A 17,155-nucleotide genomic window follows, 5' to 3' on the forward strand; every position below is an offset into this window, starting at 1 on the left:
GCCGCCTGCTACAAGGTGTGGGGGCCAATCCAATAAAGGAAATCCAATGATGCGTCGCCTTGCCGCCGTGCTTGTTCTTGCCGCCTGCCCACTGCTCTGCACCAAGGCCCTGGCAGCCGAACAGTCAAGCCGTTGGGTCAGTGCTGGCGGTGCCTTGAGCGAGTGGGTGGTCGCGTTGGGCGCTGAGCGGCGGTTGGTCGGCGTCGATACCACCAGCCAACATCCAGCCTCCTTGAAAGCACTGCCCAGTATTGGTTATCAGCGCCAGTTGTCCGCCGAAGGCATTCTGAGCCTGCGCCCTGACAGGTTGATAGGTACGGATGAAATGGGCCCACCGCCGGTGTTGGCACAGATCACCAGGGCCGGCGTGCCCGTCGAGGTGTTCTCCAGCCAGCCCGATATCGATGCCCTCGGGCAGACCCTCAAGCGCCTGGGCGAGCTGCTTGGGGCCCAGGCGCAGGCCGCACGTGCGACTGAAGACTTTCGCCATCAGCTCGATGAACTGCACGACAAGGTACGCCAGGCACAAGCCGAGCAGCCCGCGCCCGGCGTGGTGTTGCTCGTGGGGCATGCCGGTGCCAAGCCGCTGTTGGCAGGTACCGGCACGGCAGGGGATTGGGTCTTGCAGCAGGCCGGGGGGCGTAACCTTGCAACCCATCAGGGCTACAAGGACTTTTCCAGCGAGGCGCTCGCGGCGCTGGACCCGGACGTCATCGTGTTCTCGGACCGCGTGCTCACCGATCAAGCAGCCTTGCAGGCGCTGTTGAAGGAAAACCCTGCACTGGCCGCCTCGCGTGCAGTGCACGATCAGCGCCTGGTTCAGCTTGACCCGACCTTGCTGGTCGGTGGGCTGGGGCCGCGCTTGCCAGCCACGCTTAGGGTGCTGGCCGCTGCGTTCTATCCGTCGGCCACTATCCGCTTCGCGCCATGAGGCCACGGGTTCGACCGCGCACATTGTTCATCTGGCTGGGCTGTGCATGCGTGCTCGCCATCCTGCTTTCCTTGTCGCTGGGGCCCGTGAGTCTGCCGCTGACCGATACCCTGCAGGCCAGCTTGCGGCTTTTGGGTGTACCGCTTGCAGCAGAGGGTTTGCAGCAGGCGCAGATGATCATTGGCCAGATCCGCCTCCCGCGAACGCTACTGGGGCTGGCTGTGGGCGCAGTGCTGGCCTTGTCGGGGGTGGCCATGCAGGGGTTGTTTCGCAACCCGCTGGCAGACCCTGGGCTGGTAGGCGTGGCGGCCGGTGCGGCGGTTGGCGCCGCAGTTGCGATCGTTGGGAGTCAATGGCTGGGTAACATACCCGAGGGTTTGTCACCGTATCTGTTGTCGCTGTGTGCGTTTCTGGGCGGACTGGGTGTGACCGCGCTGGTATACCGGCTAGGCAGGCGCGACGGGCAGACCAATGTGGCCACCATGCTGCTGGCCGGGGTGGCCATGACCGCACTGGGCGGCGCGACCGTGGGGCTCTTCGGCTACCTGGCAGATGACGCCACCCTGCGCACCTTGACGTTCTGGAACCTGGGCAGCCTCAATGGCGCAAGTTACGCGCGGATCTGGCCTCTGCTACTGGTCGCGACGGGCGTTTCGCTCTGGCTACCTCGCCGGGCGAGGGCGCTCAACGTGCTGATGCTGGGGGAGTCCGAAGCCCGCCATCTGGGTATCGACGTCGAGCGCTTGAAGCGCGAGTTGGTGTTCTGCACGGCATTGGGTGTCGGGGCGGCGGTGGCCGCAGCCGGCTTGATCGGTTTCATCGGCCTAGTGGTGCCGCATTTGGTGCGAATGCTGGCCGGCCCTGACCACCGGGTGGTATTACCTGCCTCGTTGTTGGCAGGTGGCGCTTTGATGCTGATGGCCGATCTGGTGGCGCGGCTGCTGCTGGCCCCTGCCGAGCTTCCCATTGGTATCGTCACCGCTTTCATTGGCGCGCCGTTTTTCTTGTACCTGCTGATCCGAGGGCGCGCGTGATGCTGCAAACCGAAGGCCTCTACCTGCGCCGTGGTCAACAGGACGTTCTGCGGGGTATCGATCTGCAGCTACCGCCTGGGCAGATCGTCGGTGTATTGGGCCCGAATGGTGCGGGCAAAAGCAGTCTGTTGGGAGCGCTCAGTGGCGAACTCGTGCCTGCGCAGGGGCGAGTGACACTGCAAGGGCGACCGCTGTCGGGCTGGGCCGGCCCCGAGCGCGCGCAGCGATTGGCGGTGTTGCCACAGGTGGCCAGCCTCGGTTTTGCGTTCCAGGTGCAGGACGTTGTGGGGATGGGGCGCATGCCGCATGCCATAGGGCGCCTGCGTGACGCACAGATTGTGGAGGCGGCATTGCAGGCAGCAGATGCAGCCCACCTTGCACAGCGCAGTTACCTGGCGCTGTCGGGTGGCGAGCGCCAGCGGGTGCACCTGGCACGGGTGATGGCGCAGTTGTGGCCGGGCGAAGAGGGCGTGACGTTGTTGCTCGACGAGCCCACCTCCATGCTCGACCCGCTGCACCAGCACACGACCCTGGAGGCGGTGCGTCGTTTCGCAGATCGTGGCGCTGCCGTTTTGCTCATTCTGCATGACCTTAACCTGGCAGCGCGGTTCTGCGACCAGATCCTGTTGCTGGAACAGGGGCGCAGTTACGCCTTGGCCAGCCCTGCCGGTGTGCTCACCCCAGAGGCGCTCAAGGCTGTCTTCGGAATCGATGTCATCGTGCAGGCGCACCCTGAGCGTGGGCATCCGTTGGTCATCGCCCGCTGAAAGAGAAGCAGGCGTGTTCATGACGTCGGTCGGGTACTCGACCTGAACAGCCAGGCAAAAAAAGACCCGGCAAAGTGCCGGGTCAATAACCGTGATTAGCCTGATGAGGAGATAATCTGAGAGTCCGAACCAAGGGCTCTGAGGTTATCCAACCAGTCTCGCGACCAGTTGTGATAATCATAACGATTCTCATTCATGGGTCAATAGCTTATTACACTTTATTTTTGCCTCGCGCCGAGTGGCGGCTTCCAGCAGCTCGAGCAGTGCCGTCTTGCGCGGGTGCGGCAGCGCTCTCCAGGCAACATCCAGCAGGGCGCCTTCGATGGCGAACAGCAGTACCTTGGTAGCGCGAAAACCGCGAGCCTTCACCGTCAAGTAGGCCTGGACTGCGCCAAGGCGGCGCAGATCCGACGGGGTTTGCACGCCGGCGGCCTTAAGCCACTGGACTGACGTCTTGCCAAGGTTTTTCAGGCATTGCAGATCCTCGGTCATCACGCCTCCTTGCGATGGTTGAGGAAAGAGCGCATGGCGCTGGAGCAAGTGTAGCGGGGCCCTACAAGTGCGCGGCCTTTTGACAAGGCCGCAGGTCGGAGGCGCGTCGCTTGAAACGGCGTCTTGCCGCTTCAGGTATCAGAGCCCTGGCAGGCGCTGACGGATTTGCTCGATGACATGGTCCATGCTGCTGCTCGCCTGGGTGTCTACCGGCGTGCTCAAGGCGACTTCCTCGGCAGCCAACGGCTCACGGCTTGCCTGTTGGGCCTGAACGACCTCCAGGGTGGCATCCGACGGATCCTGGTTCTGCGCCTGGCGTTGCTGCAGCCAGCTGCTGATCACGGCATCCGGGGCATGGCAATCGAGGATCAGGAAGGGGACGCCTGTTTGGCTCGCGACGTCGGCGGCGGCTTGGCGCTGTGCATGCTTGAGGTAGGTGGCGTCGAGTACCACCGGCAAGCCTGCCCGCAGCACGGTACCTGCAATCTGGTGAAGGCGCTGGTAAGTGGCTGCACTGGCCTCTTGGTCGTAGATGCCTGCGCTCAACTGGCCTGTCGTGTCTTGCGCCTGTTCGCCGAACAGACGTTTGCGTTCCACATCCGAGCGCACGCGCACGGCGCCCAGCGCTTCGACCAGACGCATGGCGACATGGCTCTTGCCGACTGCCGAAACCCCATGGGTAATGGCCAGCAGGCGTGAAGGAATGGCGCTGTAGCTTTCTGCGAGATTGGCGTAGTTGCGGTAGGTACGCAGGGTCGTGGCCTTCTGTACGCCATCGGCGTCGGCAGGCATGCTGAACAGCGCGACCTTGGCACGCACCAGGGCGCGGTAGGCCTTGTAGAAGTTGAGCAACTCCAGCCCTTCATAGTCGCCGGTCAGTTCCAGGTACTGGCTGATGAAACGCCGGGCCAGGCACTTGAGCCCGCGGTCCTCGAGGTCCATGGCCAGGAAGCCGGTATCGGCATAGACGTCGGTCAGGCGGAAGGGCTCATTGAATTCGATGCAATCGAAGATCACCACCTGGCCATCGATCAGGGTCGCGTTGCCCAGGTGAATGTCGCCGTGGCATTCGCGAATGAAACCTTCGGCCTTGCGGCGTTCGAGCAGCCCATGCAAGCGATCGAAACTGCTGCGCGCCCAAGCTTGCAGGGCGTCGAGCTGTTGCAGGTCGGCCTTGTCGCTCAGAAACGGACGGATCTGTTCGAAGTTCTGCTCCACCGGTGCCATCACGCTTTCTGGCGTACCCAGCGGGTGCTCCACCGGCACGCGAGGCGCCTGCATGTGGAACTCGGCGATCTGGCGGGCCATCTGGTCGACATGGGCAGCGGTCAGCTCACCGTTGGCCTGGAGAGTTGACAGCATCTGTCCCTGTGGGAACTGGCGCATTTTCAAAGCGAATTCGATGGCCTGGCCCTCTCCACCGATCTGCGGGGCGTCGGCGGTGCCGGTGATTGGCAGCACCTCCAGGTACAGACCGTCGGTCAGGCGCTGATTCAGGCGCAGTTCTTCGTTGCAGAAGTGCTGGCGCTGATCCAGGTGGGTGAAGTCGAGGAAGCCGAAGTTCATCGGCTTCTTGATCTTGTAGGCATACTCACCCGTGAGCAATACCCAGGAGATATGCGTCTCGATGAGGTGGAACCCATCCACGGGGTGGGGGTACAGGGCAGGGTTCTGCAACGCAGTGATGAGGGCTTGGCTCACGGGAAATCCTTCCGGGGGCAGGGAATTCGAATCGGCCATTATGGTCAATGGTGCCGTCCCTGCCTACCGCCGGGCCGCCTGCCCAGCCTCAGTAAAGTGCGTATAATCCGCCGCCATGACTCGATCTCGAAATTCCCGTACCCCCAAAAAACGCCCGACCTGCCGCTCCCGTGCCTGGCTGGGCTGGGCTTTGAAGCTCAGCCTGGTCGGCTTGGTGATCATCGCTGGCTTCGCGGTCTACCTCGATGCCGTCGTGCAGGAAAAGTTTTCCGGCAAGCGCTGGACTATCCCCGCCAAGGTGTATGCCAGGCCGCTGGAGCTGTTCACCGGCCAGAAACTGAGCAAGAACGACTTCCTCACCGAACTCGACGCGCTGGGTTATCGCCGTGAAAGTGCCGCCAATGGGCCAGGCGCGGCAGCGGTGAACGGCAACACGGTGGACCTCAATACACGTGGGTTCCAGTTCTATGAGGGCATGGAGCCTGCCCAGTTCGTCCGTGTACGGTTCTCCGGTGATTACGTGGCGGGACTGGCGGGCGCCGACGGCAAGGCCTTGGATGTGGTGCGGCTGGAGCCGCTGATGATCGGCGGCATCTACCCCAAGAACCTGGAGGATCGCATCCTGATCAAGATCGACCAGGTGCCCAAGTACCTGCTCGAAACCCTTGTGGCCACCGAAGACCGCGATTTCTACAGTCACTTGGGCGTGTCGCCCAAATCCATCGCCCGGGCCATGTGGGTCAATACCTCGTCCGGATCGATGCGCCAGGGTGGCAGTACCCTGACCCAGCAGTTGGTCAAGAACTTCTACCTCACCAGTGAGCGCAGCCTGAGCCGCAAGCTGACCGAGGCGATGATGGCGGTATTGCTGGAACTGCATTACGACAAGCGCGAAATCCTGGAGGCCTACCTTAACGAGGTGTTCGTCGGCCAGGACGGTCAGCGTGCCGTGCACGGTTTCGGCCTGGCCAGCCAGTTCTTCTTCAGCCAGCCGTTGTCCGAGCTCAAGCTGCATCAAATTGCGTTGCTGGTCGGCATGGTCAAGGGCCCGTCCTACTACAACCCGCGCCGTTACCCGGAACGTGCGTTGGCCAGGCGTAACCTGGTACTGGACCTGGTCGCCGAGCAGGGTGTGGCCAGCCAGGCCGAAGTGGATGCGGCGAAGAAGATGCCGCTGGGCGTCACCAAGCGCGGCAGTCTGGCCGACAGTTCGTTCCCGGCCTTCCTCGACCTGGTCAAGCGCCAGCTGCGTCAGGACTACCGCGACGAAGACTTGACCGAAGAAGGGCTGCGCATTTTCACCAGCTTCGACCCGATCCTGCAGATGAAAGCCGAAACTTCGATGAACGAGACGTTCAAGCGCCTGGCCGGGCGCAAGGGCGCCGACGAGGTGGAATCGGCGATGGTCGTGACCAACCCGGAGACCGGCGAGGTGCAGGCACTGATCGGCAGCCGCCAGTCGGGCTTTGCCGGCTTCAACCGAGCCATCGATGCCGTGCGCCCGATTGGTTCCCTGGTCAAGCCGGCGGTGTACCTGACGGCCCTCGAGCAGCCGAGCAAGTACACCCTGACCAGCTGGGTGCAGGACGAACCGTTCTCGGTCAAGGCTGCCAACGGACAGGTATGGCGCCCGCAGAACTACGACAGGCGTTCGCACGGCACCATCTACCTGTACCAGGGGCTGGCGCACTCGTACAACCTCTCCACCGCCAAGCTCGGCCTGGAAGTGGGTGTGCCGAACGTGATCAAGACCATCGGGCGCCTGGGTGTGGATGTGGACTGGCCGGCGTTCCCATCGATGTTGCTGGGTGCAGGCGGGATGTCGCCGATGCAGGTCGCGACCATGTACCAGACCCTGGCCAACGGCGGCTTCAACACGCCGATGCGCGGTATTCGCAGTGTACTGACAGCCGAAGGCGAACCGCTCAAGCGCTACCCGTTCCAGATCCAGCAGACGTTCGACCCGGCGGCCATCTACCTGGTCCAGAACGCCATGCAGCGGGTCATGCGTGAAGGCACCGGGCGCTCGGTATACAACACCTTGCCGCGCACCCTCACCCTGGCGGGCAAGACCGGTACCAGCAACGATTCACGTGACAGCTGGTTCTCAGGCTTCAGCCAGGACCTGCTGGCAGTGGTCTGGATGGGCCGCGACGACAACGGTAAAACGCCCTTCACCGGCGCTACCGGCGCGCTGCAGGTGTGGACCAGCTTCATGAAAAAAGCCGACCCACTGCCGCTCGACATGCCCCAGCCCGACAACGTTGTGCAGGCCTGGATCGATCCGTACAGCGGCCAGGGGTCTGACAGCAGCTGTCCGGGCGCCGTGCAGATGCCGTATATTCGCGGGAGTGAACCGCCTGCCGGCGCGACCTGTGGCGGCGAGCAGAATCCAGCTGAATCGGTCATGGACTGGGTCAAGGGCTGGATGAATTAAGCACAGGCTGCATTGAAGAGGTGTGACGTGAACAAGTGGCTGTTTCCTGCCGTGACGGCGCTGGTGGTGCTCCAGGGGTGCTCCAGCGTGCCTCGCGGCAATATACCGGTGGTCGACTCCAGTACCCGCGTGTCCAACAGCGAGCGCGTCACGGCCAAGCGCCAGGCCCCTGGCATCAACGCCGGCACGCCCCAGGCGCAGACCCTGCCGGAGGATTCCGGCGTCACGGTGATGATTCCCCAGGGGGCCGGGGCGTCCGGCATCCAGACGTTCCCTGCTGGCAATGGCGCGGCGCCTATCAGCACGACGCCGATCACCACCGAGCCGGTTAACGCCCAACCGATTACCACTGACCCTAACCCCATTGCCGACGAGCCTTTCGATATCGCGTCAATGAACAGCGCATCGGCCCCCAAGGCCAACAGCGCGCCTACCGGCATTCCGCGTAGCGGCGCTGGCGGCGGGTTGTCCGCTGACGAACAGCTCGATGGGCCGGTGCTGGCACTGCTGACCACCGCCCAGACGCAGCAGGGCAGCGGCGATTTCAACGGCGCGGCGTCGAGCCTGGAGCGGGCCCAGCGGATCGCACCGCGCGAGCCGCAGGTGCTCTACCGGTTGGCGCAGGTAAGGCTGTCCCAGGGCGACGCCCCGCAGGCCGAGCAGTTGGCGCGCCGTGCGCTGACCTATGCCAATGGTCGTCCGAGCTTGCAGGCCGAGTTGTGGAATACGATCGCCCAGGCGCGTGAAAAGCAAGGCGACAGTGCCGGGGCAGCGCAGGCACGGCAAAAGGCACGGGTGAGCTCGTGACGGTGGAACCGCGGGTACTGGCCATTGCCGATCACCTGATGCTGATCGAGCGTGAGTTGCAGGTGCAAGGTTGGTGGGACGACGAGGCGCCTGACGACGATGCCCTGGAGAGCACGGTGCCCTTTGCGGTCGACACCTTGCGTTTCGAGCAGTGGCTGCAGTGGATTTTTCTGCCGCGCATGAAGATCATCATCGAGTTGGGGCATCCATTGCCCAACGCGTCGGGGATCCTCACCATGGCTGAAACCGTGTTCGTGAACCGGCCGGAGCAGAGCCGGGAGCTGCGCCGACTGTTGGCAGCATTCGACCAATTGATCGCCCCGACCGCCTGATTTCTTCCAATTTTCCTTCAAGGGCCGCAGATTGTGGCCCTTTTTTACGGAAATCTTAATTTTCCTGCTGCTTTAGTGATTTTTAGTGGTGCCAGGAATTCATCTTGGCTGAAAATTGGCAATAATTTTTCTTGACTTGTCGCCGCCAAATCACAAGAATCCAACTTCCGCTGTAGTGGGACTGCCAGAAGCAGACCCGCTAAGCAGATCATGAGGCGCACACCCGCGCCGACCTGTTACACCCCGCAACGCGTTACCTCGCGCTGGGTGGGAAACCCCCGCAACACTCTGGGGAGCTCCCAATACTTGCTCAGTCAGTGCTGACGTTCGCTCATGCTCTGCTTGGCAGTAAACCTATTAAGACCCGCCTGTTGGGGCGGTATTCTGGCGTTTTAGAGGTGAACAACGTGGAGCTTTTATCTGGCGCTGAGATGGTCGTCCGCTTCTTGCGTGACGAAGGCGTTAAGCACATCTACGGGTACCCTGGTGGTGCTCTCCTGCACGTCTACGACGCGCTGTTCAAGGAACCGGAAGTCGAGCACATCCTGGTTCGCCACGAACAGGCGGCGACCCACATGGCCGACGGCTACGCCCGCGCTACCGGCAAGGCCGGCGTGGTGCTGGTGACGTCCGGCCCGGGTGCGACCAATGCCATCACGGGCATTGCCACTGCCTACATGGACTCCATTCCGATGGTCATTCTGTCCGGCCAGGTGCCTAGCACCATGGTAGGTACCGATGCCTTCCAGGAAACCGACATGATCGGTATCTCCCGGCCTATCGTGAAGCACAGCTTCATGATCAAGAACCCGACCGAGATTCCGGAAATCCTGAAAAAAGCGTTCTACCTGGCGCAATCCGGCCGCCCAGGCCCGGTGGTGGTCGATATCCCCAAGGACATGACCAACCCGGCTGAAAAATTCGAGTACGTGTATCCCAAGAAGGTCAAGCTGCGCTCCTACAGCCCGGCCGTGCGCGGTCATTCCGGGCAGATTCGCAAGGCAGCAGAAATGCTGCTGGCTGCCAAGCGCCCGATCGTCTACGCCGGCGGCGGCGTGATCCTGGGTGGTGGATCCGAGTCCCTGACCGAGATCGCCAAGTCGCTGAACTTGCCCGTCACCAATACCCTCATGGGGTTGGGCTGCTTCCCGGGTACCGATCGCCAGTTCCTTGGCATGCTGGGCATGCATGGCAGCTTCACCGCCAACATGGCCATGCACAACGCCGATGTCATCTTCGCCGTCGGTGCGCGTTTCGACGACCGTGTGGTCAACGGCCCGGCCAAGTTCTGCCCGAACGCCAAGATCATCCACATCGACATCGACCCGGCGTCGATCTCCAAGATGATCAAGGCCGACGTACCGATCGTTGGCCCAGTGGACAGCGTGTTGTCCGAGATGATCGGCATTCTCAAGGAAATCGGCGAGCAGCCTGAGAAGGCGTCGCTGGATGCCTGGTGGAAGCAGATCGACGAATGGCGTGGCAATGGCGAGCTGTTCCCTTATGACAAGGGCGACGGCAATGTCATCAAGCCGCAGAAAGTCATCGAGACCCTGTGCGAAGTTACCAACGGCGATGCCTTTGTGACCTCGGACGTGGGCCAGCACCAGATGTTCGCTGCCCAGTACTACCGCTTCAACAAACCCAACCGCTGGATCAACTCCGGTGGCCTGGGCACGATGGGCTTCGGCTTCCCGGCAGCGATGGGCATCAAGCTCAATTTCCCGGACCAGGACGTGGCCTGTGTAACCGGTGAAGGCAGCATCCAGATGAACATCCAGGAGCTGTCGACCTGCATGCAGTACGGCCTGCCGGTCAAGATCGTCAACATGAACAACGGTGTGCTGGGCATGGTTCGCCAGTGGCAGGACATGGCCTACAACGGCCGTCACTCGCACTCTTATGTCGAGTCGCTGCCTGACTTCATCAAGCTGGCCGAGGCCTATGGCCATGTGGGTATCCGCATTACCAGCCTGAAGGACCTCAAGCCCAAGCTCGAGGAAGCCTTCGCGATGAAGGATCGCCTGGTGTTCATCGACATCGCGGTTGACCGCAGCGAGCATGTCTATCCGATGCAGATCAAGGACGGTTCGATGCGTGACATGTGGCTGAGCAAGACGGAGCGTACCTGATATGCGGCACATCATCTCCCTGCTGCTGGAAAACGAACCGGGTGCCTTGTCCCGTGTGGTCGGCCTGTTCTCCCAGCGCAACTACAACATTGAAAGCCTGACCGTGGCGCCGACTGAAGACCCGACCCTGTCGCGTCTGACGTTGACCACCGTTGGCCATGACGAAGTGATCGAACAGATCACCAAGAACCTGAACAAGCTGGTCGAAGTGGTCAAGCTTGTCGACCTGTCGGAAAGCGCTCATATCGAACGCGAGCTGATGTTGGTCAAGGTCAAGGCCACCGGTGCCCAGCGTGCCGAGATCAAGCGCACCACGGATATCTTCCGTGGCCAGATCGTCGATGTGACCGCCAGCGTGTACACCGTGCAACTGAGCGGCACCAGCGACAAGCTGGACAGCTTCATCCAGGCCATCGGCACCGCATCGATTCTCGAAACCGTGCGCAGCGGCGTTACCGGCATTGCCCGTGGCGACAAAGTGCTCAGCATCTGAATTCAACAATAAATTAGCGATGGCTCCTTTGGGGCCGGGATATAACCAGGGGTATTTCATGAAAGTTTTCTACGATAAAGACTGCGACCTTTCCATCATCCAAGGTAAGAAAGTCGCCATCATCGGCTACGGCTCCCAAGGCCACGCTCAGGCGTGCAACCTGAAAGACTCCGGTGTGGACGTCACTATCGGTCTGCGTAAAGGTTCGGCCACCGTTGCCAAGGCAGAAGCCCACGGCCTGAAAGTGACCGACGTAGCCTCGGCGGTCGCCGCTGCCGACCTGGTCATGATCCTGACCCCGGACGAATTCCAGGGCCAGCTGTACAAGCAGGAAATCGAACCGAACATCAAGAAGGGCGCTACCCTGGCGTTCTCCCATGGCTTCGCGATTCACTACAACCAGGTGGTTCCACGCGGCGACCTCGACGTGATCATGATCGCACCGAAAGCCCCGGGCCACACCGTGCGCTCCGAGTTCGTCAAAGGTGGCGGTATCCCTGACCTGATCGCCATCTATCAGGATGCTTCTGGCAATGCCAAGAACGTTGCCCTGTCCTACGCCTCGGGTGTGGGTGGTGGCCGTACCGGTATCATCGAAACCACCTTCAAGGACGAGACCGAAACCGACCTGTTCGGCGAGCAGGCCGTGCTGTGTGGCGGTACCGTCGAACTGGTCAAGGCTGGTTTCGAGACTCTGGTCGAAGCGGGCTATGCCCCTGAAATGGCCTACTTCGAGTGCTTGCACGAGCTGAAGCTGATCGTTGACCTCATGTACGAAGGCGGTATCGCCAACATGAACTACTCGATCTCCAACAACGCCGAATACGGCGAGTACGTGACCGGTCCGGAAGTCATCAACGAAGAATCCCGTAAAGCCATGCGCAATGCACTCAAGCGCATCCAGGACGGCGAGTACGCGAAGATGTTCATCTCCGAAGGTGCTACCAACTACCCATCGATGACCGCCAAGCGCCGTAACAACGCCGCGCACGGCATCGAAGTCATCGGCGAGAAACTGCGTTCGATGATGCCGTGGATCTCGGCCAACAAGATCGTCGACAAGACCAAGAACTAAGGTTCGTCGAACGATGAAAAACGCGGCTTAGGCCGCGTTTTTTCGTTCTGGCAGCCAGCTTCTGGTATAAAGCAGACCAGTGGCCCGCCGTCAGAACCTGTTTAGCGGGCCCGTGTCGAACTTTTTCCATCCTGTTGCAAGGTACCCTCCATGAGCGAACGTCCCGAAGAGCCGAACAAGCCCTCCGACGCCGAAAGCCTGCTACCTGTCGATGAGCACATTGAAGAGGGGCATGACGACGAAGGGCGCAAGGTGCGTCATCGCGGCATTTATCTGCTGCCCAACCTGTTCACCACCGCGAACCTGTTCGCCGGTTTCTATTCCATCATCAGTTCGATGAACGCGCAGAGTGCCCTGAGCGCTGGCGATCCACGCGAAGCGAGCAAGTATTTTGCCTTTGCTGCCATCGCCATCTTCGTGGCCATGGTGCTCGATGGCCTCGATGGCCGGGTGGCGCGCATGACCAATACCCAGAGCGCCTTCGGCGCCGAGTACGATTCGCTGTCGGACATGGTCGCCTTCGGCGTGGCCCCGGCCCTGCTGGCCTTTGGCTGGGCGCTGGGTGACATGGGCAAAGTCGGCTGGATGGTGGCCTTCATTTATGTGGCCGGTGCTGCGCTTCGCCTGGCGCGTTTCAATACGCAGGTGGGCACTGCCGACAAACGCTACTTCATCGGCCTGGCCAGCCCGGCTGCGGCCGGTGTGGTAGCCGGTACCGTATGGGCGTTCAGCGACTATGGCATCCAGGGCTCGAAGCTCTCGTTCCTGGTGGCGCTGTTGGTGGCGGCTGCGGGCATGCTGATGGTCAGCAACATCAAGTACAACAGTTTCAAGGAGCTTGACCTCAAGGGGCGTGTACCTTTCGTGGCGATCCTTGCCGTGGTGCTGGTGTTCGCGGTGGTCTTCAGCGATCCACCGCGCATTCTGCTGCTGGCCTTCCTGGCCTATGCGGCTTCCGGCCCCATTCAGTTCCTGCTGCGCTCGCGTCGCCGAAAAGGGTGATAATCGCTTAATTGTGGAATAACCCTCCGGCTCTATAGTCTTACTGGTACATCCGTTATCCAGTGCTGTGGAGCCGCTCATGCTTATCAAGCTTTCCAGGTCTTCCGAATGCAAGGCGTCGGAGATCACCCCTGAAGGTCTCTATCTCTCGCGCCGCGCCCTGATGGGCGGTTCGCTCGCGGGTCTGGCACTGGGTACGTTGCCGGGCAATGCCCTGGCTGGCGAGCCGTCTCGCTATCCTGACGTACAGGCTGGCAAGGCGCCTGCCTGGTTTGCCGAAAAGTTGCCCGATACCCGCTGGCAGGCGGTGACGGTCCAGAACGAAGCCGTGACCCCCTTCAAGGATGCCACCCACTACAACAACTTCTATGAGTTCGGGCCCGACAAGGGCGACCCGGCTGCCAACGCAGACAGCCTCAAGACCGAACCCTGGAGCGTTGTCATCGATGGGGAAGTGGGTAAACCCGGTCGCTATGCACTGGAGGACTTCGTCAAACCCTACCAACTTGAAGAGCGTGTCTACCGGCTTCGCTGCGTGGAGGCGTGGTCGATGGTCATTCCGTGGCTGGGTTTTCCATTGGCGCACGTGCTCAAGCAGGTCGAGCCCACCTCCAAGGCCCGTTATGTCCGTTTCGAAACGCTCGAGGATCCCAAGAGCATGCCCGGCCAACGTTCTGGCTTTGCATTGATCGATTGGCCTTATGAAGAGGGGCTGCGCCTGGATGAGGCGATGCATCCGTTGGCCATCCTGGCAGTCGGTATGTATGGCCGGGAGCTGCCGAACCAGAACGGGGCGCCGCTCAGGTTGGTCGTGCCTTGGAAGTATGGTTTCAAAAGCATCAAGTCGATCGTGCGCATCAGCCTGGTGGCAGAACAACCGAAAACCACGTGGCAGGGGTTGGCCCCGGACGAGTATGGTTTCTATGCCAATGTGAACCCGACGGTCGATCACCCGCGCTGGAGCCAGGCTCGTGAACGCCGGTTACCTAGCGGGCTGTTCAGTCCCAACGTGCGGGAGACACAGATGTTCAACGGCTATGCCGATGAGGTGGCGTCGCTATATGACGGGCTCGATCTGCGGAAGAACTACTGATGCGATACCCCTGGTTTCGTCTGGGCATATTCATGGCAGGCTGCTTGTTTCCGGCCTGGTGGCTCTATGAGGCCTCGGTCAACCTGTTGGGCCCTGATCCGGGCAAGGTGTTGATGGATCGATTGGGGTTGGGCGCCTTGGTGTTTCTATTGATCAGCCTGTGCATGACGCCATTGCAGCGGCTTACGGGTTGGCCGGGCTGGATCGTGGTGCGACGTCAACTTGGGCTGTGGGTGTTTGCCTACATCGTGTTGCACGTGCTGGCGTATCTGTTCTTTATCCTGGGGTTGGACTGGGGACAGTTGACGGTAGAGCTGCGCAAGCGGCCGTACATCATCGTCGGTGCGCTTGGCTTGCTGGGTTTGCTGGTGTTGGCGGTCACCTCCAATCGCTACAGTCAGCGCCGCCTGGGCGCGCGATGGAAAAAGCTGCACAGGCTGGTCTACGCGGTACTGGGCTTGGGGCTGCTGCATTTCCTATGGATTGTGCGATCTGACCTGCGGGAGTGGGCTGTCTATGCCTTTATTGGGCTGCTATTGATAGTGCTGAGGATACCGGCTGTTGCCCGTTCGCTTCCCCGCGTACACCGCCGACAGGGAAGGTCGGCTTGAGTTGGCATTGGGGTAATAGGTGCTTGTCTCGCGATTTCTGAAAATAGTGGTTGACGCAGTTCCTAATCCGCTTATAATGCGCCCCACTTCCAGCGACATCGGAACGCGAAACTCCTTGAGATTCAATGAGTTAGCTAGTTCGGATGGTGCTGAAAGGGCTACGATCGAATAGATCGACGGCGGTTGAGAAGAAGGTTGACAGCGTGTTGAAACGCTGTAGAATTCGCCTCCCGCTACGAGAGATCGAAGCGAGTCAAGTGGTTGAAGTTGAACGAGTTTCTCGAAACAAACTTCAAAATAAACGCTTGACAGGCAATGAGGAAAGCGTAGAATGCGCGCCTCGGTTGAGACGAAACACTCTTAGCCAAACGCTCTTTAACAAATCGAATCAAGCAATTCGTGTGGGTGCTTGTGAGTACGGACTGATAGTCAGAAAGATTATCAGCATCACAAGTGACCATGCGAGAAATCACATAGTCATTTGAGATTGCTGAGCCAAGTTTAGGGTTTCTTAAAAACCCAAGCAGTATTGAACTGAAGAGTTTGATCATGGCTCAGATTGAACGCTGGCGGCAGGCCTAACACATGCAAGTCGAGCGGATGATGGGGGCTTGCTCCTGGATTCAGCGGCGGACGGGTGAGTAATGCCTAGGAATCTGCCTGGTAGTGGGGGACAACGTTTCGAAAGGAACGCTAATACCGCATACGTCCTACGGGAGAAAGCAGGGGACCTTCGGGCCTTGCGCTATCAGATGAGCCTAGGTCGGATTAGCTTGTTGGTGAGGTAATGGCTCACCAAGGCGACGATCCGTAACTGGTCTGAGAGGATGATCAGTCACACTGGAACTGAGACACGGTCCAGACTCCTACGGGAGGCAGCAGTGGGGAATATTGGACAATGGGCGAAAGCCTGATCCAGCCATGCCGCGTGTGTGAAGAAGGTCTTCGGATTGTAAAGCACTTTAAGTTGGGAGGAAGGGTTGTAGATTAATACTCTGCAATTTTGACGTTACCGACAGAATAAGCACCGGCTAACTCTGTGCCAGCAGCCGCGGTAATACAGAGGGTGCAAGCGTTAATCGGAATTACTGGGCGTAAAGCGCGCGTAGGTGGTTTGTTAAGTTGGATGTGAAAGCCCCGGGCTCAACCTGGGAACTGCATCCAAAACTGGCAAGCTAGAGTACGGTAGAGGGTGGTGGAATTTCCTGTGTAGCGGTGAAATGCGTAGATATAGGAAGGAACACCAGTGGCGAAGGCGACCACCTGGACTGATACTGACACTGAGGTGCGAAAGCGTGGGGAGCAAACAGGATTAGATACCCTGGTAGTCCACGCCGTAAACGATGTCAACTAGCCGTTGGAATCCTTGAGATTTTAGTGGCGCAGCTAACGCATTAAGTTGACCGCCTGGGGAGTACGGCCGCAAGGTTAAAACTCAAATGAATTGACGGGGGCCCGCACAAGCGGTGGAGCATGTGGTTTAATTCGAAGCAACGCGAAGAACCTTACCAGGCCTTGACATGCAGAGAACTTTCCAGAGATGGATTGGTGCCTTCGGGAACTCTGACACAGGTGCTGCATGGCTGTCGTCAGCTCGTGTCGTGAGATGTTGGGTTAAGTCCCGTAACGAGCGCAACCCTTGTCCTTAGTTACCAGCACGTTATGGTGGGCACTCTAAGGAGACTGCCGGTGACAAACCGGAGGAAGGTGGGGATGACGTCAAGTCATCATGGCCCTTACGGCCTGGGCTACACACGTGCTACAATGGTCGGTACAGAGGGTTGCCAAGCCGCGAGGTGGAGCTAATCTCACAAAACCGATCGTAGTCCGGATCGCAGTCTGCAACTCGACTGCGTGAAGTCGGAATCGCTAGTAATCGCGAATCAGAATGTCGCGGTGAATACGTTCCCGGGCCTTGTACACACCGCCCGTCACACCATGGGAGTGGGTTGCACCAGAAGTAGCTAGTCTAACCTTCGGGGGGACGGTTACCACGGTGTGATTCATGACTGGGGTGAAGTCGTAACAAGGTAGCCGTAGGGGAACCTGCGGCTGGATCACCTCCTTAATCGACGACATCAGCCTGCTGATGAGCTCCCACACGAATTGCTTGATTCATTTGCTGATGAGAAATCAGAAATGAACATTCCGGTGTGAATGTTGATTTCTGACTTTTGTCAGACCGTTCTTTAAAAATTTGGATATGTGATAGAAATAGACTGAAGACCAGTTTCACTGCTGGAATTCA

At 60.0% G+C, this 17,155-nt stretch carries 14 protein-coding genes and 1 rRNA gene; 13 read left to right on the top strand and 2 right to left on the bottom strand.

Going from position 1 to position 17,155, the window contains the following annotated elements; translation table 11 throughout:
- Positions 1 to 46: 46 nt before the first annotated feature.
- The 3 genes from NMB38_RS03470 to NMB38_RS03480 are packed head-to-tail and all read left to right on the top strand — an operon-like array spanning position 47 to position 2,732.
- Positions 47 to 931: a heme/hemin ABC transporter substrate-binding protein gene (locus NMB38_RS03470; RefSeq protein WP_049696575.1), complete on the top strand. Its 885-nt coding sequence runs from the start codon at positions 47 to 49 to the stop codon at positions 929 to 931.
- A gap of 50 nt (positions 932 to 981) precedes the next feature.
- Positions 982 to 1,965 (top strand): FecCD family ABC transporter permease, encoded by a 984-nt coding sequence (locus NMB38_RS03475; RefSeq protein WP_177430803.1) that lies wholly within the window; start codon positions 982 to 984, stop codon positions 1,963 to 1,965.
- A complete protein-coding gene (locus NMB38_RS03480) occupies positions 1,965 to 2,732 on the top strand; it encodes a heme ABC transporter ATP-binding protein (protein ID WP_494354901.1) in 768 nt (255 codons plus the stop codon). Before NMB38_RS03475 ends, NMB38_RS03480 begins: the two co-directional genes overlap by 1 nt.
- A gap of 189 nt (positions 2,733 to 2,921) precedes the next feature.
- On the opposite strand, the gene NMB38_RS03485 is transcribed toward NMB38_RS03480, so the two are convergent.
- Together NMB38_RS03485 and NMB38_RS03490 are read right to left on the bottom strand one after the other, a co-directional pair.
- Positions 2,922 to 3,224 carry a TfoX/Sxy family protein gene (locus NMB38_RS03485; RefSeq protein WP_027915389.1) on the bottom strand — a complete coding sequence of 101 codons (303 nt, stop codon included), beginning with the start codon at positions 3,222 to 3,224 and terminating at the stop codon, positions 2,922 to 2,924.
- Positions 3,225 to 3,362: 138 nt separating this feature from the next.
- A complete protein-coding gene (locus NMB38_RS03490) occupies positions 3,363 to 4,925 on the bottom strand; it encodes a bifunctional aminoglycoside phosphotransferase/ATP-binding protein (protein ID WP_104925836.1) in 1,563 nt (520 codons plus the stop codon).
- 115 nt (positions 4,926 to 5,040) lie between these two features.
- Between NMB38_RS03490 and mrcB the strand changes: the two genes are divergently transcribed.
- From mrcB to NMB38_RS03540, 10 genes are all read left to right on the top strand, one after another.
- Entirely contained in the window at positions 5,041 to 7,362 is a 2,322-nt protein-coding gene (gene mrcB, locus NMB38_RS03495) for a penicillin-binding protein 1B (protein ID WP_027915387.1), read from the top strand.
- 27 nt (positions 7,363 to 7,389) lie between these two features.
- Positions 7,390 to 8,169 carry a tetratricopeptide repeat protein gene (locus tag NMB38_RS03500; RefSeq protein WP_027915386.1) on the top strand — a complete coding sequence of 260 codons (780 nt, stop codon included), beginning with the start codon at positions 7,390 to 7,392 and terminating at the stop codon, positions 8,167 to 8,169.
- Between the two features lie 38 nt (positions 8,170 to 8,207).
- Positions 8,208 to 8,501, top strand: a complete 294-nt coding sequence (locus tag NMB38_RS03505) for a YqcC family protein (protein ID WP_042139838.1) — start codon at positions 8,208 to 8,210, stop codon at positions 8,499 to 8,501.
- 407 nt (positions 8,502 to 8,908) lie between these two features.
- On the top strand, positions 8,909 to 10,633 hold the full coding sequence (locus NMB38_RS03510; protein WP_023533127.1) for an acetolactate synthase 3 large subunit: 1,725 nt from the start codon (positions 8,909 to 8,911) through the stop codon (positions 10,631 to 10,633).
- A 1-nt stretch (position 10,634) separates the two neighbouring features.
- Complete coding sequence (gene ilvN / locus NMB38_RS03515) at positions 10,635 to 11,126, top strand: acetolactate synthase small subunit (protein ID WP_003250040.1); 492 nt, start codon at positions 10,635 to 10,637, stop codon at positions 11,124 to 11,126.
- Between the two features lie 58 nt (positions 11,127 to 11,184).
- Positions 11,185 to 12,201, top strand: a complete 1,017-nt coding sequence (gene ilvC / locus NMB38_RS03520; protein ID WP_023533144.1) for a ketol-acid reductoisomerase — start codon at positions 11,185 to 11,187, stop codon at positions 12,199 to 12,201.
- Positions 12,202 to 12,351: 150 nt separating this feature from the next.
- A complete protein-coding gene (pssA, locus tag NMB38_RS03525) occupies positions 12,352 to 13,203 on the top strand; it encodes a CDP-diacylglycerol--serine O-phosphatidyltransferase (protein ID WP_023533151.1) in 852 nt (283 codons plus the stop codon).
- Positions 13,204 to 13,282: 79 nt separating this feature from the next.
- On the top strand, positions 13,283 to 14,296 hold the full coding sequence (gene msrP / locus NMB38_RS03530) for a protein-methionine-sulfoxide reductase catalytic subunit MsrP (RefSeq protein WP_104925837.1): 1,014 nt from the start codon (positions 13,283 to 13,285) through the stop codon (positions 14,294 to 14,296).
- Positions 14,296 to 14,907, top strand: coding sequence for a protein-methionine-sulfoxide reductase heme-binding subunit MsrQ (gene msrQ / locus NMB38_RS03535; RefSeq protein WP_104925838.1), 612 nt, complete (start codon positions 14,296 to 14,298; stop codon positions 14,905 to 14,907). Before msrP ends, msrQ begins: the two co-directional genes overlap by 1 nt.
- Positions 14,908 to 15,438: 531 nt before the next feature.
- Positions 15,439 to 16,975, top strand: a 16S ribosomal RNA gene (locus NMB38_RS03540).
- The last annotated feature ends 180 nt before the right edge of the window (positions 16,976 to 17,155 follow it).

Source organism: Pseudomonas sp. FBCC-B35 (assembly GCF_059133755.1).